General features: G+C 68.8%; 22 protein-coding genes and 2 tRNA genes. 22 read left to right on the top strand and 2 right to left on the bottom strand.

All coding sequences use genetic code 11. From position 1 onward, the window contains the following. Positions 1-28: 28 nt before the first annotated feature. The 7 genes from folB (at position 29) to lysS (ending at position 6077) form a co-directional block, all read left to right on the top strand. Positions 29-412 (top strand): dihydroneopterin aldolase, encoded by a 384-nt coding sequence (gene folB / locus C0012_RS15090; protein ID WP_110590552.1) that lies wholly within the window; start codon positions 29-31, stop codon positions 410-412. After that, complete coding sequence (gene folK / locus C0012_RS15085) at positions 409-942, top strand: 2-amino-4-hydroxy-6-hydroxymethyldihydropteridine diphosphokinase (RefSeq protein ID WP_110590553.1); 534 nt, start codon at positions 409-411, stop codon at positions 940-942. The genes folB and folK overlap by 4 nt, the downstream gene beginning before the upstream one ends. Further along, on the top strand, positions 939-1427 hold the full coding sequence (locus C0012_RS15080) for a DUF3180 domain-containing protein (RefSeq protein ID WP_110590554.1): 489 nt from the start codon (positions 939-941) through the stop codon (positions 1425-1427). Before folK ends, C0012_RS15080 begins: the two co-directional genes overlap by 4 nt. Further along, entirely contained in the window at positions 1378-2085 is a 708-nt protein-coding gene (locus C0012_RS15075; protein WP_110590555.1) for a PH domain-containing protein, read from the top strand. Before C0012_RS15080 ends, C0012_RS15075 begins: the two co-directional genes overlap by 50 nt. Next, the gene (locus C0012_RS15070) at positions 2082-3746 is read left to right on the top strand and encodes a PH domain-containing protein (RefSeq protein ID WP_232527968.1); all 1665 of its coding nucleotides are present in this window, start codon (positions 2082-2084) and stop codon (positions 3744-3746) included. The genes C0012_RS15075 and C0012_RS15070 overlap by 4 nt, the downstream gene beginning before the upstream one ends. Further along, positions 3746-4456, top strand: a complete 711-nt coding sequence (locus C0012_RS15065; RefSeq protein ID WP_110590556.1) for a Rossmann-like and DUF2520 domain-containing protein — start codon at positions 3746-3748, stop codon at positions 4454-4456. The genes C0012_RS15070 and C0012_RS15065 overlap by 1 nt, the downstream gene beginning before the upstream one ends. Positions 4457-4559: 103 nt before the next feature. Then, positions 4560-6077, top strand: a complete 1518-nt coding sequence (gene lysS, locus C0012_RS15060) for a lysine--tRNA ligase (protein ID WP_110590557.1) — start codon at positions 4560-4562, stop codon at positions 6075-6077. A 17-nt stretch (positions 6078-6094) separates the two neighbouring features. Here the strand turns inward: lysS and C0012_RS15055 are convergent, their stop codons facing one another. Continuing rightward, on the bottom strand, positions 6095-7246 hold the full coding sequence (locus tag C0012_RS15055) for a DUF4192 family protein (RefSeq protein ID WP_110590558.1): 1152 nt from the start codon (positions 7244-7246) through the stop codon (positions 6095-6097). A gap of 147 nt (positions 7247-7393) precedes the next feature. On the opposite strand from C0012_RS15055, the gene C0012_RS15050 reads away from it, so the two are divergent. Beyond that, entirely contained in the window at positions 7394-7585 is a 192-nt protein-coding gene (locus C0012_RS15050; protein WP_110590559.1) for a hypothetical protein, read from the top strand. Between the two features lie 99 nt (positions 7586-7684). Next, positions 7685-9091, top strand: a complete 1407-nt coding sequence (gene cls, locus C0012_RS15045) for a cardiolipin synthase (RefSeq protein WP_232527970.1) — start codon at positions 7685-7687, stop codon at positions 9089-9091. Here cls and C0012_RS15040 read toward each other — a convergent pair. Continuing rightward, a complete protein-coding gene (locus C0012_RS15040) occupies positions 9072-10076 on the bottom strand; it encodes a diacylglycerol/lipid kinase family protein (RefSeq protein WP_110590561.1) in 1005 nt (334 codons plus the stop codon). The two genes, cls and C0012_RS15040, sit on opposite strands and share 20 nt — an antisense overlap. A 41-nt stretch (positions 10077-10117) precedes the next feature. Here C0012_RS15040 and serS point away from each other — a divergent pair, with 41 nt between their 5' ends. The 13 genes from serS to C0012_RS14975 all read left to right on the top strand — a co-directional run bounded on the left by serS (position 10118) and on the right by C0012_RS14975 (position 24162). Further along, on the top strand, positions 10118-11389 hold the full coding sequence (gene serS / locus C0012_RS15035; protein WP_110590562.1) for a serine--tRNA ligase: 1272 nt from the start codon (positions 10118-10120) through the stop codon (positions 11387-11389). Further along, the gene (locus C0012_RS15030; RefSeq protein WP_110590563.1) at positions 11386-12219 is read left to right on the top strand and encodes an HAD family hydrolase; all 834 of its coding nucleotides are present in this window, start codon (positions 11386-11388) and stop codon (positions 12217-12219) included. The genes serS and C0012_RS15030 overlap by 4 nt, the downstream gene beginning before the upstream one ends. A 95-nt stretch (positions 12220-12314) precedes the next feature. Then, a tRNA-Ser gene (locus tag C0012_RS15025) sits at positions 12315-12399 on the top strand. 32 nt (positions 12400-12431) lie between these two features. Next, positions 12432-13700 (top strand): LCP family protein, encoded by a 1269-nt coding sequence (locus C0012_RS15020; protein WP_162621968.1) that lies wholly within the window; start codon positions 12432-12434, stop codon positions 13698-13700. Between the two features lie 70 nt (positions 13701-13770). Beyond that, positions 13771-13862: transfer RNA gene (locus C0012_RS15015), tRNA-Ser, on the top strand. A 263-nt stretch (positions 13863-14125) separates the two neighbouring features. Then, positions 14126-15385 (top strand): ABC transporter substrate-binding protein, encoded by a 1260-nt coding sequence (locus C0012_RS15010; RefSeq protein WP_232527967.1) that lies wholly within the window; start codon positions 14126-14128, stop codon positions 15383-15385. A 28-nt stretch (positions 15386-15413) separates the two neighbouring features. Further along, positions 15414-16325 carry a carbohydrate ABC transporter permease gene (locus C0012_RS15005; protein ID WP_232527966.1) on the top strand — a complete coding sequence of 304 codons (912 nt, stop codon included), beginning with the start codon at positions 15414-15416 and terminating at the stop codon, positions 16323-16325. Further along, a complete protein-coding gene (locus C0012_RS15000) occupies positions 16315-17235 on the top strand; it encodes a carbohydrate ABC transporter permease (protein WP_110590566.1) in 921 nt (306 codons plus the stop codon). Before C0012_RS15005 ends, C0012_RS15000 begins: the two co-directional genes overlap by 11 nt. Positions 17236-17281: 46 nt before the next feature. After that, the gene (locus tag C0012_RS14995; protein WP_110590567.1) at positions 17282-18631 is read left to right on the top strand and encodes an alpha-L-fucosidase; all 1350 of its coding nucleotides are present in this window, start codon (positions 17282-17284) and stop codon (positions 18629-18631) included. 147 nt (positions 18632-18778) lie between these two features. Continuing rightward, on the top strand, positions 18779-20026 hold the full coding sequence (locus tag C0012_RS14990) for an MFS transporter (protein ID WP_110590568.1): 1248 nt from the start codon (positions 18779-18781) through the stop codon (positions 20024-20026). A 132-nt stretch (positions 20027-20158) separates the two neighbouring features. Continuing rightward, positions 20159-21007 carry an ABC transporter ATP-binding protein gene (locus C0012_RS14985; protein WP_110590569.1) on the top strand — a complete coding sequence of 283 codons (849 nt, stop codon included), beginning with the start codon at positions 20159-20161 and terminating at the stop codon, positions 21005-21007. After that, complete coding sequence (locus C0012_RS14980) at positions 21004-21999, top strand: ABC transporter substrate-binding protein (protein WP_110590570.1); 996 nt, start codon at positions 21004-21006, stop codon at positions 21997-21999. The genes C0012_RS14985 and C0012_RS14980 overlap by 4 nt, the downstream gene beginning before the upstream one ends. Before the next feature lie 3 nt (positions 22000-22002). After that, the gene (locus tag C0012_RS14975) at positions 22003-24162 is read left to right on the top strand and encodes an iron ABC transporter permease (RefSeq protein WP_232527965.1); all 2160 of its coding nucleotides are present in this window, start codon (positions 22003-22005) and stop codon (positions 24160-24162) included. The last annotated feature ends 338 nt before the right edge of the window (positions 24163-24500 follow it).

Genomic DNA, 24500 nt, shown 5'->3' with positions numbered 1-24500 from the left:
CGACGGTTCGCACGAGGAGGCGCTTCCTATGACGGCACGTGATGTGATTCGCCTGACGGGCCTTGCGGTCTTCGGCCGCCACGGGGTCTTCGAGCACGAGCGCCGCGACGGACAGGAGTTCCGGATCGACGTCGTCCTCGAACTCGACACGGCGCCCGCTGCCGCGACCGATGACGTGGCCGACACGGTGCACTATGGCGAGCTCGCCGAGCGCGTCGCCGCGATCGTCGGGGGCGATCCCGTGAACCTCATCGAGACGCTGGCCCAGCGCATTGCCGACGCCGTCCTCGCGGACGCGCGCATCGCCGCGACGGAGGTGACGGTGCACAAGCCCCACGCGCCGATACCGGCCGCCTTCGCCGATGTCGCCGTCACGATCAGACGCGAGCGCGCCGGGGCGGAGCACGCATGAGCCGCCGCCTGGCCGAGCCGATTCGCGACGCGCCGATGTCCGCCGCGCCTGCCGCAGCAGTCGTCGCGCTCGGCGCGAATCTCGGCGACACGGCCGGGACGTTCGCCGATGCGACAGCAGAGCTGCGGGCGCTCCCGCTCACGGCGAGCGTCGTCTGCTCGGATCCGACCTCATCGGTGGCCGTGACGCTCGACGGGCCGGATCCCACCAAGCCCGCGTACCTCAACGCGGTTGCGCTCGTACGTACTCGTCTCGCACCCTCGCTGCTGCTTCGTGCGCTTCACGACATCGAGGAGCGGCATGGCCGCGTCCGGCGCGAGCGCTGGGGCGATCGCACTCTCGACCTCGACCTCATCGCCTACGGCGATGTCGTCAGCGACGATCCGCGACTGCTGCTGCCGCACCCCCGCGCGCACGAGCGGGACTTCGTGCTCAGGCCGTGGGCGCAGGTGGATCCGGAGGCGCGACTTCCCGGACGGGGGCGTGTCGCCGATCTTCTGGCGGCTCTGCAGGGGGAGGAGACACCGTGAAGCGCACGTCTGCGATCACGCTCGTCGTCTGGGCGATCCTCGGCGCCGCGGTGGGTTTCGTTCTCGACCTTGCTCTCACGGGTGCCGGGCGTGCGACCTTCTCTCCGGCGCTTATGTTGCCGATTCTCCTCGTGGCGCTGGGGGTCTGCTGCTTGGCGTTCGCGTGGCCCGTCCACCGGTCTGTGAAGGATCCGCGAGCGCCGCGCGTCGACCCATTCCGTGCCGTCCGCGTCGCCGTGCTGGCGAAGTCCTCGAGCATGTTGGGCGCCGTGGTCGGTGGCTTCGCCGGGGGACTGCTCGTCTTCCTTCTGACGCGGCCGGTGGTCCCGGGGTTAGGCTCGATGGCGGCGCAGATCGCCACCGTGGTCGCGGGAGCCGTTCTCGTGGTCCTGGCGCTTGTCGCCGAACACCTGTGCACGCTGCCAAAGGACCCCGATGAGCGAGAGCCAGACACCGCCGAACCCGGAGCAGAACCCGAGTTCTGAGCCACCGGTCGTGCCTCCGGTTCCTCCGGCGCCTCCCGCCCCTCCGGCGGACGCACCGGCGTCTCCTGCCCTTCCGACGGAGGCCCCCGCGCCGCCAGACTTCCCGGCGCGCCGCGAGCCGATCGCGGCGCCCGACGTTCTCGACGACGGCACCTACACCCGCGTCCGCGAGCCGCGCCGCGAAGGGCTCGCTCTCGACGGTGTGTGGCACCAGATCTCGCCGAAGTACGTCGTCTCGCAGCTCCTTCAGGAGGCCTTCGGCATCGTCGTGGTCGTCGTCGCCGCGATCGTCGTGCACCAGTTCACGGATCAGCCGTGGGTGTACGCCGCAGCCGGGGTGATCCTGTTCTTCCAGCTGATCAGCGTCATCATCCTCCCGCGCCAGGCGAAGGCGCTCGGGTACATGCTTCGGGGCGATGACATCGTCTTCCGCAAGGGGATCCTGTGGCAGCGGATGGTCGCGGTGCCGTACGGGCGCATGCAGCTCGTCGACATCACCCACGGGCCGCTGGACCGGATCTTCGGCGTTGCGAAGCTCAAGATGGTGACGGCGGCGGCGTCGACCGGTGTGGAGATCCCCGGCCTGGCGCAGGGAGCCGCCGACGCGCTGCGAGACACGCTCATCGAGGTCGCCGAGACGCGCAGGACGGGTCTGTGAGCGCGGTCCCTCCCCCCGACGGCGCGAGCGTGCCGGCACCGGCCCTTCCCTCGGGTGGATCCTCGAACCTCGCCGACGGCGAGTGGCATCGGCTGCACCCCCTGACGCCGCTCTTCAAGGGCGGTCTCGTCATCGTCATCGTGCTCGGCATCGTCATCGCCAATATGCGCGACCGGCTCATCTTCCTGGCGATCCGCCTGTTCGCTCCCGACGAGGCGGTCGACGAAGACCAGAGCATGGGCGGCGACCCCCTCACCTGGGCCGTCGACTGGACGGTCGCGAACAACATGATCCTGCTCGTCGGCGCGGTCCTCCTCGTGGTCGTGGCGCTGTTCGTCGCGGGCTACTGGCTGGTGTGGCGTTTCCATCAGTTCCGGATCACGGACGAGAACGTCGAGGTGCGCAAGGGCATCATCTTCCGATCGCATCGGCGGGCGCCGCTCGACCGCGTACAGGGCGTGAACCTCACGCGGCCGTTCCCGGCGCGCCTCATCGGGATGGGTAAGCTGACGCTCGAAGGGGCCGGCACGGGCGCGGACGTCGCTCTCGAGTTCCTCGCGACCACGCGCGCCGAGCAGGTTCGACGCGACATCCTGCGTCTTGCCTCGGGTGCACGCCAGGCGAAGGCCGAGGCCCGCGGCGCCGAGGCTGAGCCGGGCACGCGGCGGGAGCGGATCGTCGGCACCGTCAGCGGCGGCGTCTCGGACCTCATCGAGGGCGCCGACCAGCAGGACATCGTGCCCGAGACGGTCGTGCGGATCCCGATCGCACGCCTCATCGGATCCCAGGCGATCATGGCGGCGCTCTGGCTCCTGTTCTTCCTCGCGATCGCGAGCGCGTTCGTCATCGGACCGATCGTGATGCTCGAAGACGGGCCCGAGAAGGGGTTCATCCTGCTCGGGGCCGGTCTCGGATCCGGTATCCCCATGGTCTTCGCGACCATCGCGGTCGTGTGGAGCGCCCTGCAGAAGGGATTCCGCTACTCGATCGCTCCGACGCCCGACGGCGTGCGCGTCTCGAGCGGCCTGCTCACGACGGTCACGCGCACGATCCCGCCGGGGCGCGTGCACGCCGTGGAGATCTCGCAGAACCTGCTGTGGCGCCCGTTCGGATGGTGGAGCGTGCGGATCAACCGCATGGGCGGTGCCTCGGCCTCGCAGCAGAGCAGCAGTCAGGCGCAGAGCGCCGCGGTCGTGCTCCCGGTCGGCACGCGAGCCGATGTCGAGCGGGTCGTGGGGCTGCTGCTGCCCGACACGCCGGCGCACGACGCCGTGTTCACGTGGGAGCACGGGATCCTCGGCCCGCAGGAGCAGGATCCCTTTACAACGATCCCGGCGCGAGGCATGATCTGGCATCCGCTGCAGCGCCGTCGCCTCGGCGTGCGGGTGACGTCTTACGCACTGCTGATGCGCCGGGGCCGCCTCGTACGACGTCTCGGGATCTTCCCCCTCGCGCGCCTGCAGGGAGTATCGGTTCGGCAGGGGCCGATCGCGCGCCGACAGGGGCTTGCGGCGTTTCGCACGCACACGGTCCCCGGACCGGTCTCGGGCGGCGTCTCGGCGTTCGATCGCGATGATGCGCAGCGTATCGCCGACCTCGTGGGACGCGGCGCGGTCGCCGCCGCCGCATCCGACCACTCGCATCGCTGGGCCGAGGCCTGATGCGTCGGGAGGGGCGCCTCGGCGTCGGAATCGTCGGCGCGGGGCGCGTGGGGCCGGTGCTCGGTGCCGCGCTCGCCGGTGCCGGGCACCAGATCCTGGGGATCACGAGCGGGGCGGACGACGAACGCGCCGCGGCTGTGCTGCCCGGGGTGCCCGTGCTAGAGGCGCCCGAGGTGCTGCGACGCAGCGAGCTCGTGATCGTCGCGGTGCCGAGGGATGTCGTCGCCGATGTCGTCCGAGGGCTGGCCGAGGCCGGGCACTGGCAGATGGGACAGCTCGTCCTGCACGTCGACGCCGCGCATGGCATCGATGTACTCCGCCCAGCAGCCGAGAAGGGAGCGATTCCCTTGGCCGTGCACCCGGCCATGTCCTTCACGGGCACCTCGATGGATCTGCGCCAGCTCGCGGCGACCTACGCCGCCGTCACCGCGCCGAGTCCTGTCCTTCCTATCGCCCAGGCACTCGCGGTCGAGATGGGATGCGAGCCGGTCGTCATCGACGAGTCCGGTCGAGCTGCATACGCGGAGGCGATCGAGACGGCCACCGGTTTCTCGCGCCAGATCGTGCAGCAGTCGACGGGATTGCTGCGCGGCATCGGCGTGGAGAACCCGGGCGGTTTCCTGTCGTCGCTCGTGCGTTCGACGGTCGACGAGGCCCTCGCCGAGGCGACGCCCGCGATCCCGGACATCCCGCCCGAGCTCGACGTGTAGGCGGTTCGCCGCGCGCCCCGCTGAATGCGGGGTGAGCGACGGATCTGTGGCGCTCATTAGACTTGGCGGCGCCCCCGTCACCCGACATCCGAGGACCACACGCATGACTGAGACGCCCGCCGAGAACGCCGCCAGCGAAGAAGACGAGGTCTTCGAGCAGAAGGCTGTGCGTCTGTCGAAGCGTGAGCGGCTCATTGACGAGCGCGAGACACCGGCGGGTGGAGCGTATCCCGTGACTGTCCCCGTCACGACGACGATCCCGGCTGTGCGCGCGGAGTACGGCGATCTCGAGGCCGGTGTCGAGACGGGTGTCACGGCGGGCGTCGCGGGGCGGATCGTGTTCAGCCGCAACACCGGGAAGCTCTGCTTCGCGTCGCTGCAGGCGGGCGACGGCTCGCGCATTCAGGCGATGGTCTCGCTCGCGAAGGTGGGCGACGAGCAGCTCGCCCGCTGGAAGGAGCTGGTCGACCTCGGTGACCACGTGTTCATCTCGGGTGAGGTCATCTCGAGCCGCCGCGGCGAGCTGTCGATCATGGTCGAGGAGTGGCAGATCGCCGCGAAGGCCGTGCTTCCGCTGCCGAATCTCCACACGGAGCTCAGCGAGGAGTCGCGGGTCCGCCAGCGGTACCTCGATCTCATCGTCCGGGATCAGGCGCGCGAGACGGTCCGCGCTCGTGCGCGCGTCATGAAGAGCCTGCGCGAGACGTTCGAGGACGAGGACTTCCTCGAGGTCGAGACGCCCATGCTGCAGGTTCAGCCGGGCGGGGCGACGGCACGCCCGTTCGTCACGCACTCGAACGCGTTCGACACCGAGCTGTTCATGCGCATCGCCCCCGAGCTGTATCTCAAGCGGGCCGTCGTCGGCGGAATCGACCGCGTGTTCGAGATCAACCGGAACTTCCGCAACGAGGGCGCCGATTCGACGCACAGCCCCGAGTTCGCGATGCTCGAGGCCTATCAGGCATACAGCGACTACAACGGCATCGCCGATCTCACGCAGAAGCTGATCCAGGAGGCGGCGATCGCGGTGCACGGATCCACGACGGTCACCTGGGCCGACGGATCCGAGCACGATCTCGGGGGCGACTGGGCGCGCATCTCGATGTATCCGTCGCTCTCTGAGGCGTGCGGGGTCGAGATCACGCCGGAGACCTCGCTGGACGAGCTCATCGCGCTCGCAGAGAAGAGCGGCGTCGAGGTGCCCGAGCACGCGACCCACGGCAAGCTCGTCGAGGAGCTCTGGGAGCACTTCGTCAAGACCCACCTCACCGCGCCCACCTTCGTCATGGACTTCCCTGTCGATACGAGCCCGCTCACGCGTGAGCACCGCTCGATCCCCGGTGTCGTCGAGAAGTGGGACCTGTACATCAATGGCTACGAACAGGGCACGGGGTACTCCGAGCTCGTCGACCCCGTCGTGCAGCGCGAGCGCTTCGTCGAGCAGGCGAAGCTGGCCGATCGCGGCGACGACGAGGCGATGCGCATCGACGAGGACTTCCTGCGGGCCCTCGAGCACGGCATGCCGCCGTCGGGAGGCATGGGTATGGGCATCGACCGGCTGCTCATGACGCTCACCGGTCTCGGCATCCGAGAGACGATCCTCTTCCCGCTGGTGAAGTGATCGCGCGCGGCGGCGACTCACCACGCCGCCGCACCGGACGAGTGTTCTCGTGCGGGCGATTCGGTCGTGCCCTGAGGGTCGTAGGCCCAGCCGGGCAGCAGCCCTTCGTCGGTCAGAGCCGCGATGAGGCGCGCGAGCGTGCAACTCGGATCGACGTCGATGGCGCGCGCGGCGTACTCGGCCGCGTGCGTCGCGTTTCCGACCGCCCACGACAGCCAGCCGCACACTGCCAAGCAGACGCCGAGGTGGGTGTCGGGAGCTCGTGAGGCGAGCGCGCGGACGAACGTGCGTGCCGCGCGCAGTCGCTCGGAGTCCGGTCGGGATCCTTCGCCCGCGAGCCGGACGGGGAAGTCGGGTTCATCCGCTTCGCCGGCCCGCCAGCGCCGCTGCCATGCGCAGGCGCGGCTCGCCTCCTCGGCGCCGCCCGTCCACTGCGTGAACACGACGTCTCGCAGGGCGGGGCTGTGCAGCGCCCACATCCATACCGCGGCACGTGCCGCGGACGCTTCGTCTGATGACTCGGCGGCTCCGTCGAAGAACCCGCGCGGGTCGGCGTCGAACGCGGCGAGCTCGGCGTCGAGGGCTTCGTCGGACGTCATCGCGCGATCGCCGCCAGCATGTCGCTGGAATGCGTCGTGGGGCAACTGGGCGAGCGTGCGGAGATGCCGCGCGATCGGTGCGCGGTCGGCGGCGTCAGCGCGTATGACGTCCACGCCATCGTTCTGTGCACGGGCCACCGGGCGATCGGGATACGGGTCGGCGCGGGTGATCTCGGAGAGGGGTCTCAACTCGCCGCTCGGGTACGGCGTCCAGCCGTCGGCCCCGACGCACAGCTCGTCGACGACACGCAGGCCGCAGGCCTCGGCGCGGTCCGAGACTGCGAGCGCGAGGGCGTCGTACGCGACGCCCGCGCCGTCGCGCAGAGGGCTGTCCGTGTAGACGGCGGCGATGAGCGCGTCGGCCTCGGGCAATCTGCAGACGTGACCGACGGCGGTCGTGGCGACCTGCTCGACGTCGTCCGGGGCGGGCAGATCGATGCGGAGCACACCGCACGTCGTGCCCTTCGACAGGGGCACGAGAAGCAGACTCTCGCGCGGGGTGTAGCCGAGCAGGTGGGGAAGGAGGGCGAGCAGGTGGGCGGGGGACGAGGCACGGATCTTCTCGGGCATGGTCCGATGCTCGCGGGCTCAGTTCGCGAAGGGACAGTTCTCCACAGGCCGGACCGCGGGATCGAAGCTGTGGACACGTTGACCCCCGGGCGGGAGGCGGGCCTCGCCCTCAGGCACACGGCAGGCGCGCCCCCGTACAATGGCCGTGTGGATGAGTACTGGGTGGCAGCGGCATGGTCCGTCGCGCCGACGATCGTCATCGCGGTGCTGTTCTTCTGGATCCTCCGCAGCATCCTGACCTTCGACCGAACCGAACGTCGCGTCTACTCCGAGATCGAGGCCGCCGAGCGGGCCAAGCGCGCTCAGGCCGCCGAACGAACCCCGCCCCACGACAGCTGACTCCTCCGAGCCTCTAGGCTTGCGGAAGAGCGCGAAGGGGGAGCGGTGGATTGGTTCTCGTGGTCGACGGCGTGGGCGGGATTCGTCTTCATCGTCGACATGGTGATCCGCCTCACGGCGATCATGTTCGTGCCGCCCGGGCGGCGCCCCACTTCGGCGATGGCCTGGCTGCTGCTCATCTTCTTCCTCCCCGTTCCCGGGGTGCTCTTCTTCCTGCTCATCGGCAATCCGCGCCTTCCGAAGAAGCGCCGCGAGGTGCAGGCGGAGGTCAACGAGTTCCTTCGCGACGCCAACGAGCATCTCGAGCTCGGCACGCTGCTTCCGAACCCGCCTGCCTGGTTCGAGCCGATCGTCCGGATGAACCGCGAGCTCGGCGCGCTGCCGCTGTCGGGTGACAACGGCGCGCGCCTCATCTCGGGGTATCAGGACAGCATCGACGCGATGACGGCCGAGATCCGTCAGGCCAAGCGGTATGTGCACGTCGAGTTCTACATCCTGAAGTCCGACGCGGCGACCGACGATTTCTTCCGCGCGCTCGAGGAGGCGATCGAGCGGGGCGTCGCCGTCCGCGTACTCATGGACCACTGGGCGAACCTCTCCAAGCCGCTCCACCGACAGACCAAGGAACGGCTCACGCAGATGGGCGCCGATTGGCGTTTCCTGCTCCCTCTCCAGCCGCTGTCCCGCAAGTTCCAGCGCCCCGATCTGCGCAACCACCGCAAGCTCGTCGTCATTGACGGCGAGGTGGCCTTCATCGGGTCCCAGAACCTCACGGATCCCTCGTACAACGTCCCGAAGAACATCCGCCGCGGCCTGCAGTGGGTCGACCTCATGGTGCGCCTCGACGGCCCCGTTGTGCGGTCGATCGACGCCGTGTTCCTCACCGACTACTACAGCGAGACGGGTGAGATTCCGGACGGCATCGATCTCTCCGAGGAGATCCCGGGAAGCGACGACTTCGACTGCCAGGTCGTGCCGTCGGGCCCCGGCTTCGAGAACGAGAACAATCTGCAGCTGTTCCTCAGCCTGCTGTACGCGGCGCACGATCAGGCCATCATGGTGAGCCCGTACTTCGTGCCCGATGAGGCGCTGCTGCGCGCGGTCGCGGCCGCCTGCTCGCGCGGTGTGCGCGTCGACCTGTTCGTGAGCGAGACGAGCGATCAAGCGCTCGTCTATCACGCGCAGCGCAGCTACTACGAGGATCTGCTGCGCATGGGCGTGCGGATCTGGATGTACGAAGAGCCGTACATCCTCCATACGAAGTCGCTCACGATCGACGACGAGACGGCGGTCATCGGGTCGAGCAACATGGACATGCGCTCGTTCGGCCTCAACTTCGAGGTGTCCCTTCTCGTGCGCGGCGCGGAGTTCGTTGAACAGGTGCGGGCGGTCGAAGACGACTACCGATCGCGCAGCCGCGAGCTGACGCTCGAGGAATGGCGGCGTCAGCCGCTCCGGTCGCGCGCCCTCGACAATCTCGCGCGGCTCACGAGCGCCCTGCAGTGAGCGCGTGCCCGCGCGGCACGGCGACGCGCAGGCCTCCGCGGTCGATCTCGCAGCGGATCCGCGCGGCGTCGCCGAACTCGTCGCCGTCGAGCTCCACGGGCTGCGGCGAGGGGCTCGCCGCCTCGATGCGCTCACCCGTCAAGTAGCGGATCGACTGATTGCGCGTGCGCTCGACGACGCGACGGCCGAGTCGGAAGCGACGCAGCACCGAGTTGTCCCACCACAGCTTGCGCCACACGCCGATCCATCCGAACGGGCCTGCCGGCTGGATCAGCGCGACATCCAGCTGCCCGTCGTCGATGCGCGCGCCCGGCACAAGATCGATGCCGGCGGGAAGTGCGCCGCAGTTCGCGAACAGCACGCTGTGCACCTTCGCGGAGTGCAGGCTGCGCCCCTCGAACTGGTATGCGATGCGGAACGGCGCCGACGCCGGGAGCGATCGCGCGGCACCGTCGACGTACGCCACCCACCCGAGCTGCTTCTTCATCCGAGGATTCGTGTTCGCGATCATCGCGGCATCGAGTCCCATTCCCGCCATGACGACGAAGGCGTGGGCCTCCTGCTCGCCCGAGACGCGCGTGACCGTCGCGACGCCGATGTCGACATCGATGGTGTCGCCGTCGAAGGCAGCCCGCACCATCGGATCCGGCGCGTCGAGGGGGAGGCGAAGATTGCGGGCGAGCAGGTTGCCCGTCCCGCTCGGCACGATCGCGAGCGGCACACCCGATCCGCGCATCGCCTCCGAGACGGCGCGCACGGTTCCGTCGCCGCCCGCGACGAGCACGACGCTCGCGCCGGCCTCGAGCGCGCGTCGCGTCGCACCCTGCCCCGGATCCTCGACGCTCGTCTCGAGGATCAGCGGCTCCCGGTACCCGGCGCGCGCCGACTGATTCGCGACGTCCGCGCGTAGGGCGGACGCGCTGCGGACCTTCACGGGGTTGAAGACGAGGGCGGCCCTGCGTGGTGCGTCCCGGCGATCCCCCATGCGATCACTCTATGACCCGGGCGCGCGCATAGACTTGACGCGTGATCGATCCCGCTCTTCTTCGCGAAAACCCCGAGGCCGTCAAGCAGTCGCAGATCGCGCGCGGCAGCTCGCCCGACACGGTCGACGCCGCGATCGCTGCGGAGGCCTCTCGTCGCGAGGCGCTGACAGCGTTCGAGGAGCTCCGTGCGGAGCAGAACGCATTCGGGAAGACGGTCGCGAAGGCCTCGAAGGAGGACAAGCCCGCGCTCGTCGCCCAGGCGAAGGAACTGGCGGGGCGGGTCAAGGAGGCGCAGGCCGCCGCGACCGAGGCCGAACAGGCGTACCGCGCAGCCGTCGACCGGATCGAGAACGTCGTCCTCGACGGCGTCCCGGTGGGGGGCGAGGAGAACTTCGTGACACTGCGGGAGGTCGGCGAGATCCCGTCGTTCGATTTCACGCCGCGCGACCACCTCGAGCTCGGCGAGATGCTCGGAGCGATCGACATGGAACGCGGCGCGAAGGTGTCGGGCTCCCGCTTCTACTTCCTGAAGGGCGTCGGCGCCCGCCTTGAACTCGCCCTCATGAACTACGCGCTGGCCACGGCGCTCGAGAACGACTTCACCCCGATGATCACGCCGACGCTCGTCCGTCCCGAGGTCATGGCTGGAACCGGCTTCCTCGGCGAGCACTCCGACGAGATCTACCACCTGGGGGAGGACGACCTCTACCTCGTGGGTACGAGCGAGGTCGCGCTCGCCGGGTACCACCAGGACGAGATCCTCACCTTCCCCGAGAGCGGATCCGTGAAGTACGCGGGCTGGTCGACCTGCTACCGGCGCGAGGCCGGCTCGCACGGCAAGGACACCCGCGGCATCATCCGCGTGCACCAGTTCAACAAGCTCGAGATGTTCGTCTACTGCGATCCCGCGCAGGCCGAGCAGGAGCACGAGCGGCTGCTCGCGCTCGAGGAGCGGATGCTGTCGTCGCTCGGCCTCGCCTATCGGGTGATCGACGTGGCGGCGGGCGATCTCGGATCGAGCGCCGCACGCAAGTACGACACCGAGGCGTGGGTGCCGACGCAGGGGGCCTACCGCGAGCTGACCTCCACCTCGAACTGCACGACCTATCAGGCGCGGCGCCTCGACATTCGGCATCGTCCGGAGGAGGGCGGTAGAACCCAGCCCGTTGCCACCCTCAACGGCACGCTCGCGACGACTCGCTGGATCGTCGCGCTCCTCGAGACACATCAGCAGGCCGATGGATCGGTCGTCGTACCCGCACCGCTGCGCCCCTACCTCGGTGGCCTCGAGGTGCTGGAGCCCATTCGATGACGCAGGGCGCCTCGGACGGCGAGCGTCGGTTGATCGCGCTTGACGTCGACGGCACGGTGATGTTCGAGGACGGGAGCTTCAGCCCGGGTGTGCCCGAAGCCGTGCGCCGGGCCGCCGACAGCGGTCACATCGTCACGCTCGCGACAGGACGCAGCTGGGAGTCGACACACCACGTGCTCGACGGGCTCGGGATCGACCCCGAGTACGTGGTCACGGCCAACGGCGCGACGATCATGGAGCGCGACGCGTCGCAGCCGACGGCGTATCGCCGCCACACGATCGAGACCTTCGACCCGACCGATGTGCTCACGCGGCTCGAGCAGCACCTGCCCGACGCGAACTACATGGTCGAGCTCGGTGACGGCACCCGCCTGTTCAACAACTACATGGACGACTGGGACCTCTCCAGCCCGGGCGCGCGCCATGTCGATATCGCGGAGATGAAGGAGTGGGAGGTCACGCGTGTCGTGGTCGTCTCTCCTGCGCACGAGAGCGGCGAGTTCGTCGACTTCGTGGAGGGTCTGGGCCTGCACCAGGTGACCTACGCCGTTGGCTGGTCGGCGTGGCTCGACATCGCGCCGGAGGGCATCGACAAGTCGACGGCCCTCGAGCAGGTGCGAGAGATGCTCGGCATCGCTCGCGATCGGGCGGTCGTGATCGGCGACGGGCGCAACGACATCCAGATGCTCGACTGGGCGCGAACGGGTGGGGGAGAGGCCGTCGTGATGGGACAGGCTGTAGACGAGGTGCTCGTGCATGCGTCGCGCGTGACCGGCACGGTGCACGAAGGCGGCGTCGCGCAGGCTCTCGCCGAGATCTTGGGCGACTGATTCGACGCACCCGGCGCCCGTTGGTGCGCCGTGGAGAATCGCACATACGTTCCTCGGCTACAATCGGGCGCGGTCGGCAGACAGCTGTCGGCCACGGAGGGTTGTCCGAGCGGCCGAAGGATCTGGTCTTGAAAACCAGCAAGCAGCAATGCTTCGTGGGTTCGAATCCCACACCCTCCGCTGGATAGTTCGGTATGCCAGGAAGGGTGCGTGTGAGCAGAACTCCGAGGCACGGCGTGCGTGGTCCGATCGCGCGCCACACGAAGCTGCGGTCGCCGGGCTTCCTCGCACAGGGGGTCAAGGCGCTCGCCTTCATCGTCTCGGCGGCACTCGTCGCGGTGGTCGGCGTCGGCGCCTACGCGTACACCGACCTCACGAGCACGCTGCGCGGCAACTCCGTCACCCTCGAGGGGCAGGACACCGACCCGCCCGAGGTCGATGTGCTGCCGAACGAGGCCGTCAACATCCTTGTGACCGGCATCGACAAGTGCGAAGAGGACTGGCTCGACGACTTCGGCGGGCGCTGTACGGAGGAGATGGCCGAGAGGCAGAAGGATTCGTACGAGGAGCAGCTCAACGACGTCAACATGATCGTGCACATCTCGGCCGAGCCGCGAAGCGTCACGGTCATCCAGATTCCGCGCGACATGATGACGTCTCGCCCGGCGTGCACCGACATCGATGGGAACGAGACCTGGCCCGTCGCGGTCGCACCGTTCAACGAGGCGTACGGGACAGGCGGGCTGCCGTGCGTCGTTGACACGGCGGAGGAGCTCACGGGTCTCGAGATCCGACACGCGGCGCTCATGACGTGGGGCGGCGTGATCGACATCACCAACGCGATCGGTGGTGTCGACGTGTGCGTGGCGAACGATATCGAGGACCGCGAACATACGGGACTCGTTCTCGACGCGGGGGAGCACACGCTCGCGGGTATGGAGGCTCTCCAGTTCTTGCGCGTGCGCGAGAGCATCGGCGACGGATCCGATCTCGCGCGAATCGGGAACCAGCAGGTCTATATGGGTGCGCTCGTGCGCAAACTCGTGAGCAACGAGACGCTCGGCGACGTCGGGGCCTTGCTGCGACTGTCGAACGCCGTCGTCGAGAACGCGACACTCTCGTCGGGCCTGACGAGTGATCCCATGGCGCTCGTCTCGATCGCTCGCGCGGTGTCGGGCGTCCCGACATCCGACTACGCCTTCATCCAGATGCCCGCCCTGGACTACCCCGCGGATGCCAACAAGGTCATCCAGGACGAGTCGGCGTGGGCGCAGATCTCGGCGGCCCTCGAAGCGAATCAGCCGATCGTCGTCGGAGAAGAGCCCGAGCCCGACGCGACGCCCGAGCCGACTCCCGACCCGACTGTCGAGCCAACGGGCACGCCGACGCCGAACCCGACCCAGGTCCCCCTCCCGGGCAATCTCAGCGGTTCCAATGCAGACGACGAGGTCAGCTGTGGAACTCAGGAGGGATTGTTCTGACACGCCTCGTTTCGACGTGACGCGGACGAGCAGGTAACATTGACAAACGTGCCTGCGAGAGCGGGCGCAAGGAGACGTGCCGGAGCGGCCGAACGGACTTCACTGCTAATGAAGGGTCGGGCTAAACCTCGACCGGGGGTTCAAATCCCCCCGTCTCCGCCATAGAAAACCCCTGGTTTACCAGGGGTTTTCTTCGTTTCCGGGTGCCGTGCGTCGCCGGTGCCTCGTTGACGCGTCTCGCATGCGTCCGATCTCTGAGTGTTCATCGCGCGCCCCGGTGGTGCCGCGCGCGTATTCATCGCTTCAGACATCCGACCAATGTCTTGGTGGATCCGGGAATCTCTGATAGGAATACTTCTATAGAAACCCGCAACAACTTATTACGTAGACGTAAAAAGTTGCCGCTCTGCCTGAGGAGGCATTCGATGAAGAAGACTCACCTCGTCGCGGTGGTGGCCGTGACGGCAGGCGCCGCAACGGCGCTCACCGGTTGCTCCGGACCGAGCGACGGCGCCGGAGGAGACGGCGACACGATCGTCGTCGACATGTGGGCCGGGTCCGAGGACGACACCGCCGCCCTCAACGCCCAGCTCGATGTCGTTCGCGAACAGAACCCGGATCTCGATGTCGAGCTCCGCACAGCTCCGTGGGGCGACTTCTTCACGAAGCTCACGACGAATATGGCGTCGGGGAACATGGCGTGCGTGACCGGTATGAACAGCGGCATGCTCGCCGGCTATACCGACGGCTTCGTCGAGCTCACGGACGCCGATCTTGAGACCGCCGGCCTGGCGAAGGACGACTTCGCTGAGGGAGCCACGGAGATCCTCACGCACAAGGGCGTCATGTACGGGCTCCCCTTCGACGTCTCCACGATGCTCACGTACTTCAATGCCGACCAGCTGGAGTCGGCCGGCGTCCCGTCGCCGAGCATCGGATGGACGTTCGACGATTTCGAGAGCATCGCGCAGGGGGCGACCACGGGAGGGAAGGACGGCTTCGGGATCGGGATGGGCGACTTCCAGTGGCAGGCACTGCCGATCGCGATGGCCGGCACGCAGCCGGTGTCCGCGGACGGCGTCCTGCAGCTGACGGATCCCGGCTTCGTCGAGGCCGCCGAATGGTACGCGGGGCTCGTGACAGACCTGGGCGTCGCCGCCCCTGTCGCCTCGGCATCGGACACCGGGTGGGGCGAGAACCAGTTCACGAGCGAGAACGCCGCGATGGCTGTCGACGGCACGTGGAACGCGGTCGGCTACCTCGAGAATGAGGCCGGCTTCAACGCGGGTCTCGCACCGCTGCCCGTCGGCGACAACGGCGACCTCAGTCTCATCCTCGGCTCGGGGTACGGGATCGCGAAGACCTGCGAGAACAAGGAAGCGGCGCTGAAGGTGCTCGGTTCGCTGCTCAGCGCGGACGCGCAGGACTACATTGCGTCGTCCGGCCGCAGCTACCCGGCGCGCGCTGAGAGCCAGCCGCTGTACTTCGACTCGATCGGCGACGAGTACCGCGAGCAGGTGCGCGAGGTGTTCGAGGCGGCGTTCGCGAACGTCGAGGGACAGCACGTATCCGACAACTGGTCGAAGGTCGGCACGTTCGTGCAGCCCGAGCTCGTGAGCATCTACAACGGGCAGGGGTCGATGAGCGACGTTCTCGACAGCGCCCAGCAGCAGTTCGGCGAATGACTCGGCCCCGGTCGGAGGACTCCTCGTCATGAGTACCATGACCGCACCGCGTCGCTCGCGAGGGACGCTCGCGAAGATGGAGGCGCGCCAGGCGCTGGGCTTCGTCAGCCCGGCCCTGGCGGGCCTCGCCCTGTTCACGATCGTCCCGGTCCTGCTCTCGGTCGTGATGAGCTTCTTCGACTGGCCGACGTTCGGCGACCGCACCTTCATCGGCATCGCGAACTACGCGCGGCTTTTCGAGGACCCTGCCTTCTTGCCGGCGCTGCGCAACACGGTGGTGTTCACCGTGCTCTACGTCCCCGCCAGCATCGCGCTCTCGCTCCTGTTGGCGCTCGGGCTCGGCCCGCGGATCCGGGGGAGGGGTGCCCTGCGGGTGCTGTTCTTCATCCCCGTCGTCACGCCGATGGTCGCGAACGTCCTCGTGTGGAAGATGATTCTGCAGCCGCAGGGTCTGTTCAACGGGCTCGCGCTGACCTGGTTCGGTGTCGAGCTGCCGAACTTCCTCGCCGACCGCAATTGGGCGATGATCATGGTCGTCGTCATGAGCGTGTGGCAGGGGCTCGGATACAACATGCTCATCTTCTCCGCCGCGCTTGAGCAGCTGCCGGAGAGCGTCGTCGAAGCCGCACGCATCGACGGTGCCCAGGGCATGCGCATGACCTGGAGCGTGGTGCTGCCGATGATCTCGCCGGCGATCTTCTTCGCGACGATCATGACGATGATCACCTCGCTTCAGGTGTTCGTACAACCGCAGATGCTCACGGGCGGCGGTCCTGGCGATGCGACGACGCCGCTCGTCATGTGGATCTACAACCAGGGATTCAAGTATCAGGAGCTCGGGCTCGCGGCGGCGGGTGCGTGGATCCTGTTCGCGATCATCATCGCGATCACCGCCGTGCAGTTCGGCGCGCAGAGGAAGTGGGTGCACTATGAGCACTGATGTCCTGGCCACCCGTGCGGTGGTGACGGCCGAAGACGGTCACGTGGAGCCGGAACGGCGCACGGGCGGATCCTCGGAGACGCGCGGCTCCCGGCTGCGGCTTGTCTTCGCGCACGTGACGATCTACATCGCGGCCGCCCTGTTCATGCTGCCGCTCGTCTACGCGTTCTTCTCCGCGCTCAAGCCGAACGGCGAGATCTTCGCGATGCCGCCGCGTCTGCTCGGCTCGGAGCTGCGCTGGGCGAACTTCGTCGAGGTGTTTGAATACGGTCCGTTCTGGACCTACATCGGCAACTCGGTTTTCACCTCCGTCGCCGGCACCCTCGTCGTGCTCGTCGTTTCGACGACGGCGGGATACGCCTTCGGACGCCTGCGATGGAAGGGGCGTGACGCGGTCTTCGTGCTCTTCCTCGCCACGCTCATGGTGCCCGCCGAGGTGCTCGTCATCCCGATGTTCCAGGTGATGCAGTGGTTCGGATGGGTCGACTCCTATCCTGCGCTGATCTTCCCCTTCGCGTTCACGGCGTTCGGCACCTTCCTCATGCGCCAGTTCTTCCGTGGGATCCCCTATGAACTCGAGGAGGCCGCGCGCGTCGACGGCGCCGGCGCGGTCCGATCCTTCCTGCAGATCATCCTTCCCCTGTCCACGTCGGCCGTCGCCGTGCTGGCGGTCTTCACCTTCCTGACCTTCTGGAACAGCTATCTTTGGCCGCTGATCGTCACGGTCGACCTGAACGCACACGGCACGCTGCCGATCGGCCTCGCCAGCTTCTCCGGTCTCACCGGCACGCGATGGGATCTGCAGATGGCGGCGTCGATCATCTCGATGGTCCCGACGACGATCCTCGTGATCGCCCTGCAGAAGCACCTGGTGAAGGGCATCGCGATGGCGGGGCTGGGCGGACGATGAGGCGCGGACAGCACACAATGCGGCACGACGAGAAGAGGAATCGCGGATGATGAACTTCGAAGACCGCGTCGGCCCGGACTTCGGCGCCGACGCCCCCGCCTATCCGCGCGCCGGGGTGCCGGAGTGGTACCGCGACGCGAAGCTCGGCTTCTTCGTGCACTGGGGGCTGTACTCGGTGCCGGCATGGGCCGTGCAGCAGGGGCAGCGTTCGATCCCCACCGAAGACGCCTATGCGTGGCATCAGTACGCCGAGTGGTACGGCAACACCGTGCGCATTGCCGGAAGCCCGACATGGCGGCGTCATCAGGAGGTGTTCGGCTCCGGCACGAGCTACGAGGACCTCGCGGATCTCTGGGACGCGTCGGCCTTCGACGCCGATGCCTTCGTCTCGGAGCTCGTCGGGGCGGGGGCCCGCTACGTCGTGCCGACGACGAAGCATCACGAGGGCTTCTGCCTGTGGGACACGCCGACGACGCCCTTCAACGCGGCCCGTCGCGGGCCACAACGGGATCTGATCGCCGAACTCCACGATGCCTCGCGCCGAGCGGGCGCCCGGTTCGGCGTGTACTTCTCCGGAGCCCTCGACTGGCATGCGAGTGACTTTCCGCCGATCGAGTCGGACACCGATCTCTTCCGCTACCGCCGCAACGATCCGGCATTCTCGCGATACGCGGCGGCGCAGCTCGAGGAGCTCATCGAGCGCTTCGGCCCCGACATCCTCTGGAACGATATCGACTGGCCGGACGGGGGCAAGGGGAACGACGAGTACGCGCTCGCCGCGCTCCTCGGGCGATACTTCGAGCGGCACCCACACGGTGTCGTCAACGACCGATGGGGCGTCCCGTTCCACGGCTATCTCACGCGCGAGTACACCGACGTCCGCGAGCCGCAGGAGAAGGTATGGGAGTCGACGCGCGGCCTCGGCTTCTCGTTCGGATACAACCGCGACGAGGACGAACGGCACTCGCTGACGGGCGCGGATCTCCTGCGGCACCTCGTCGACGTCGTCTCGAAGAACGGCAATCTCCTCATCAATGTCGGCCCCACGGCCGCCGGGGAGATCCCGCCGCTGCAGCTCGCGGCGATGCGCGAGATGGGCGCGTGGCTCGCGCAGAACGGCGAAGCGATCTATGGGACGCGTCCGTGGATCCGTGCGGAGGAGCGCACGGGCGCCCCGCGTCGCTACACGGCGTCGGCTGATGCCGTTCACGTGCTCGCGCTGGATCCGGCGGTCGGCGAGATCGAGCTGCCGCGCGAGCTCGACGTGCGCGGCGCGCGGTGGAGCGACGGGAGCGCGCCCGAGTCTCGGATCGGATCCGACGGCGGCGCGATCGTCGATGTCCCGGAGGGGCTGCGAGGAGCGCCGGTCGCCGTGCTCAGCGTGACGCGCGGCTGAGCGCGGGGTCTCTTCGCCACGCGTTCAGCCGCGCCCGGTACCCTGATCCCCGGGCGTGTCCTCGCGCCCGTGAAGGCTGTGCATCTACCGGCCGCCGGCACCTCCGGCGGACAGCGGCGGCACCCACCGCTCACCGTGGAGGTGTCCATGTCCCAGACCCATGCTGTTCGGGCGAGGGAGGAGCAGAAGGTCTCGCTCCTTCGCACCGTCGGCTCGGCGTACTTTGTCATCGCGTTCATTGCGCGGCTGCCCTACGCGATGATGGTCGTCGGCGTTCTGACGATCGTCTCGTCCGCACGCGGATCGATCTCCGAGGGCGGTCTCAGCTCGGCCGCTGTCGGCATCGGCACAGCGTGCTTCGGGGCGCTTCTCGGCGCCGCGGCCGACCGCTTCGGGCAGCGCCGCGTGCTCGTGCTCCTCGCGATCGCGAACTCGGCGCTGATGCTCCTGTTCGCGGCGACCGTCTACAGCGACGCCTCGGTCGGCGTCGTGCTCGCGACGGCGTTCGGCATCGGCGCGACCGCGCCGCAGGTCGCGCCCATGTCGCGCGCGCGCCTGGTCGGCGTCATCGCGGAGAAGTTCGCGCCGGATCGGCGCGCGCGGACGGTCTCGTCGACCATGGCGTACGAGTCGGCGGCCGACGAGACCGTTTTCGTCCTCGGCCCCTTCCTCGTGGGGATCCTCGCAGCCGGCATCGCGCCGTGGGCGCCGCTCGTCGGGGCCGCGGTCCTCACGATCGCGTTCGTGAGCGCGTTCGCGCTGCATCCGACGGGGCGCCGGAGCGACCAGGGCCGGGACGGTGGGCGCCCCGCGTCTCCCGTGGCCGATCTGTTCGGTGCGCGGATCCTCGTCATCGTCGTCGGGATGTTCGGCGTCGGGACGTTCTTCGGCACGACCCTCACCTCCCTCACATCGTTCATGACCGACCGCGGCGACGGCGAGAGCGCAGGGGTTCTGTACGGGATCATGGGCATCGGATCCGCTGCGCTCGCGCTCGGTGTCTCGGTCCTGCCTGCGCGCTTCACCCCGCGGGCGCGGTGGGTCGTGTTCGCGGCCATCATGGTCGCCGGAAGCGTGCTCCTCGCGACGGCGGGCGACATTCCCGCGATGGCGCTTGCGCTCGGTCTCGTCGGCATCGGCATCGGGCCGACGCTCGTGACGCAGTTCAGCTTCGGCGCCGCGCACAGCCCGGCCGGGCGCTCCACAACCGTCATGACGATGCTCGGTTCGAGCCTCATCGTCGGTCAGTCGTTGGGATCCGCTCTCGCGGGCGAGGTCGCCGAGAGCGCGGGAACCGCGTGGGCGGTGCTCCTCCCCGCGTGCGCGGCGGTGCTCGTTCTCGCCGCCGGCATCGTGAATGCGGTGCTGAACCGCCCGGCGCGCGTCTCCGGCTGAGGGCCGCGCGTCGGCGCCCCGTGAGGAGCCGCGTGCGAGCATCCCATCGGACGCTCTCTTGCGGAGGAAGAGGGACGAGTATGTGACGCCTCCGTTTCCCCCGGGCGGGTCAGTGAGGTTAGGCTTACCTGCATGACCGCCGAGCACGTCGCCCTGCATGCGAACCGCGTCTGCATGGGGTACGGCCCCGTCGACGTCGTACGCGATGCCGAGATCTCTCTGGAGCCGGGCGCCGTCGTCGGGCTCGTGGGGCCGAACGGATCCGGCAAGTCGACGCTCCTGCGCGGACTGTCTCGTCTGCAGGGGATCCGCGAGGGCGAGATGCTCGTGGATGGCGGGCGCGATGCGCTCGCCATCACGTCGCGCGAGTTCGCGCGCATGGTGGCGATGCTCGCCCAGAGCCGGCCCGTGCCGTCCGGCGTCACGGTGCGCGATGTCGTCGAGTTCGGGCGCCACCCGCACCGTCGAGGGTGGCGCGGGCGCGACGAAGACGGCGCGCGCTTCGTCGACTACGCGCTCGAGCTGACGGGAATGACGCCGCTCGCCGGCGCACTCGTGGATTCGCTCTCGGGCGGTCAGCTGCAGCGCGCCTGGTTCGCAAGCGCGCTCGCGCAGGACACGGGCGTCCTGCTGCTCGACGAGCCGACGAATCACCTGGACCTCCGCTATCAGGTCGAGACGCTCGAGCTCATGCGATCGCTCGCCGACGATCACGGCGTCGCCGTCGGCGTCGTGCTGCACGACCTCGACCAGGCGGCGGCGATCTCTGACCGTCTCGTCGTGCTATCGCGGGGGCGCGTCGTCGCGTCGGGGGATCCCTCGGAGGTGCTCACGAGCGCCCTCCTCAGCGATGTGTACGAGATCGACATCGAGGTCGAGCACGGCGCCGACGGCCGCGCCCCACGGATCCACGCGCCGCGCATGCGACTGCGGCGCTCGACGGCGGCGGCCCGTGCCGCCGCGCACAAGGAGGAAGCATGAAGAGGACTGCCGTCTGGGGAACCGGGTTGGTTGCGGTCGCCGCTCTCGCTCTGACGGGATGCGGTGCGACGGAGGCGCCCGTCGACGCCGGCGAAGAGGACGGATCCGCGGGGGAGGCGATCACGATCGTCGACGCGCGCGGCGAGGAGATCGTCCTGCCCGACGGCCCTGCCGAGACGGTCGTCGCGCTCGAGTGGCACCAGGCGGAGGACGTCGTCACGCTGGGTGGCGAGCTGGTCGGGCTCAGCGACGTCGACGGGTACACGAGCTGGGTCGGCGAGTCGGCTCCGCTGCCGAACGAGCCGACCGATGTCGGCGTGCGTTCCGAGCCGAGCATCGAGACGGTGTCCGAGCTCGAGCCCGATCTGATCGTCGGCAGCCTCCGCTCGATTCCCGACGAGGCGATGGAGCAGATGGAGCGCATCGCGCCCGTCGCGCTCTTCGCGGGAGCGGACGCGTCGGATCCGCTGGGCACCGTCCGTTCGGAGTTCGAGACGATGGCGACGCTCCTCGGCACGGAGGAACGCGGAGCGGAGATCCTCGCCGATATGGACGAGACGTTCGAGGCGAACGCCGCGCGGATCGACGAGGCGGGCCTCGCCGGCACGCCGTTTGTGTTCGCGTCGCCGTATGCGGACGGGGCGAACGTCACGGTTCGCATGCACGGACCGGGATCGGCGACGCAGGCCGTCGCCACAGAGCTGGGGCTCACCGCTGCATGGAGCGACGACGGCGACGAGGGGTATGGCCTGTCGAACACCGATCTCGAGGGCCTCACGGCCCTTCCGGACGACACGGAGTTCCTCTACTGGGACAACGCCGACACCGAAGACGTCGTCGAGACATCGCTCGCAGGCAGCGCCGTGTGGGAGAGCCTCGCGTTCGTCGAGGACGGACGTGTGCACCCTGCCGCGGTCGGCATCTGGGCATACGGCGGACCGGCATCGATGATGGCCTGGAGCGACGACATCGTCCGCGCTCTCGGGGAGTAGCAGGTGACGGGCGACACGACGACGGCTCCGCCGCGCACGGAGCCGAGTCACGGCGTGCAGCGACGCGGTCGCGGCCTTCCGACGGTCGCGGTGGCGGGCGAGGCTCCCGCCGTGCCGCGCGGATGGTCGGCCGCGACGATGATCGGGGCAGCGGTCCTCCTCGCGGTGTGGCTGCTCGTCGCTGTCGCCTGGCACCTCACGCAGGGCACGGCGGATCTCGACCTCGCGAGCCTCTGGGCGATCGTGACGGGGGAGGGGACGTCGCAGGGCGCCGCTGTCATCGCCGAGTCGCGCGTGCCGCGGCTGCTCGCGGCGCTCGTCGTCGGATCCGCCCTCGGGGCCTCGGGGGCGACGATGCAGGCCGTCGCACGCAACCCGCTCGCCTCGCCTGACACGACGGCGGTCAACGCGGGCGCCCACCTCGCCGTCACGATCGCGGCCGTGCTCGGCGCCACGCTGAGCCCCTTCGCGGGCGTGGGCGTCGCGTTCATCGGAGGGCTCGCCGGCGCGGCGGTCGTGATCGCCCTCTCGTCGGGTCGGGACGCCTCGCCGATCCGCCTCGTGCTCGCCGGATCGGCGATCACGCTCGGGGTCTCGTCGATCACTTCCGCCCTGCTTCTCGTCTTCCCGTGGCGCACTCAGAACCTCTTCGCGTGGGGCGCGGGGTCCCTTGCGCAGAACGGCTCGCAGACGGTGCTGTCGCTCGCGCCGATCGTGATCGCGGGCATCGCCGCGATCATCGTGTTCGGACGGCGACTCGATCTGCTGCAGCTCGGCGACGACGCGGCCCGGTCGCTCGGCGTCAACGTCGGCGCGACGCGGGTGACCTTCATCGTGCTGTCGGTCCTGCTCGCCGCGACAGCGGTCGCGCTCACGGGGCCGATCGGCTTCATCGGCCTGTGCGCGCCCGTCCTCATGCGCGTGCTCGCGCGCTGGGTGCGGCCGATGCGACGACACCGCGTCCTCGTCGCGATGAGCGCGGTCGCGGGAATCGCCCTCGTGCTCACCGCCGATGTGGTCCTGCGGGCCGTCGTCCCCGGCGGATCCCAGGTCACGATTCCGACGGGCGTCGTGACGGCGCTCATCGGCGCGATCTTCCTCATCGCCCTGGCGCAGACCGTCCGCACGGGCGTGTCCTCGGAGGCGATCGCGGCGATGCGGGCGGGTACGCGCCTGGGACGGCGGGCGCCGGGGCTCATCATCGCCGCGTCCGGCGTCATGCTCGCCGCCGTTGCCGTCGCGGGCGCGCTGCTCGGAGACTCGCCCCTGCTTCTCGGCGACGTCGGAAACTGGCTGAAGGGCGTCGCATCCGTTCACGTGCAGATCGTGCTCGAGACCCGGATCCCGCGTGTCTTCGCCGCCGTTCTCGCGGGCGCGTGTCTCGCGGTCGCGGGGTGCCTCGTGCAGACGGTCACGCGGAACCCGCTCGCGGATCCCGGTGTACTCGGCATCTCCGGCGCGGCAGGCCTCGGCGCTGTCGCAGTGATCGTGACAGCGCCCGAGGTGGGGTTCGTCCAGACCCTCCTCGGCGCGCTCGCCGGCGCGGGGGTGGGGGCGCTCATCGTCTTCGTACTCGGATCGGGGCGCGGCGCCGGTCCCGCGCGGACGGTGCTTGTCGGCGTCGGCACGGGCGCTGGGGCGGGGGCGCTCACGACGCTGCTCATCGTGCGCACAGATCCGTTCAACCAGACGATGGCGATCACCTGGCTCGGCGGATCCACATACGGGGCGTTCCTCGAGCACCAGTTGCCGATGGTCGCGGCGCTCGCCCTGGCGGGCATCGTGCTCTCGCGCACCTCGCGCGACCTCGACCTCGTGCAATTCGACGACACCACGCCCCGCACGCTCGGGATCGACCTCGGGCGCACGCAGGTGCTTCACATCGCCATCGCTGTCGTGCTCACGGCGGTCGCCACGGCATCCGTCGGCGTGATCTCGTTCGTCGGACTCGTGGCGCCGCACGCGGCGCGGCTGATGATCGGAAAGCGGCATGCAACGGTCCTGCCGCTCGCTGCCGTGCTCGGCGCCGTACTCGTGGGGGTGGCTGATCTCATCGGCCGCACGGTGATCGCGCCGGCCCAGCTGCCGGCAGGACTCGTCACAGCGGTCATCGGAACGCCGTACTTCGTCTGGCTGCTCTGGCGCATGCGCACGCGGCGCTGATGAAGTGCGGGCATTCGACACGCCCGGATGTGGCTTCGTTTGTGGCGTGGTCGGGATCTGCGTAATGTATTCCCTTGTCGCCGCCAAGCGGTGAGGTTGAGCCGGAAGGTTCCCCACCCCAGACAGGTGACACCACGAGATACGGCTGGTTTTGTTTCGTTCGTGTGTGGGTTTGGATGTTTCTCGGTTTGAGGGCGTTCAGGTTTCATTCAGGTTCGTTTCGTAAGGTTGTTTCTTGTGCCTCAGGGCTCAAGCGGTTGGGTTTTGACACAGCTACGGCGTGTCGGATTTGACAGCGAGGGTCTGGAGGATAAGATAGAGAAGTTGCCCCGGAGGGC

The organism is Microbacterium suaedae (genome assembly GCF_003254645.1).
Lineage (GTDB): Bacteria > Actinomycetota > Actinomycetes > Actinomycetales > Microbacteriaceae > Microbacterium > Microbacterium suaedae.
This window is presented reverse-complemented; position numbering and strand designations above follow the sequence as displayed.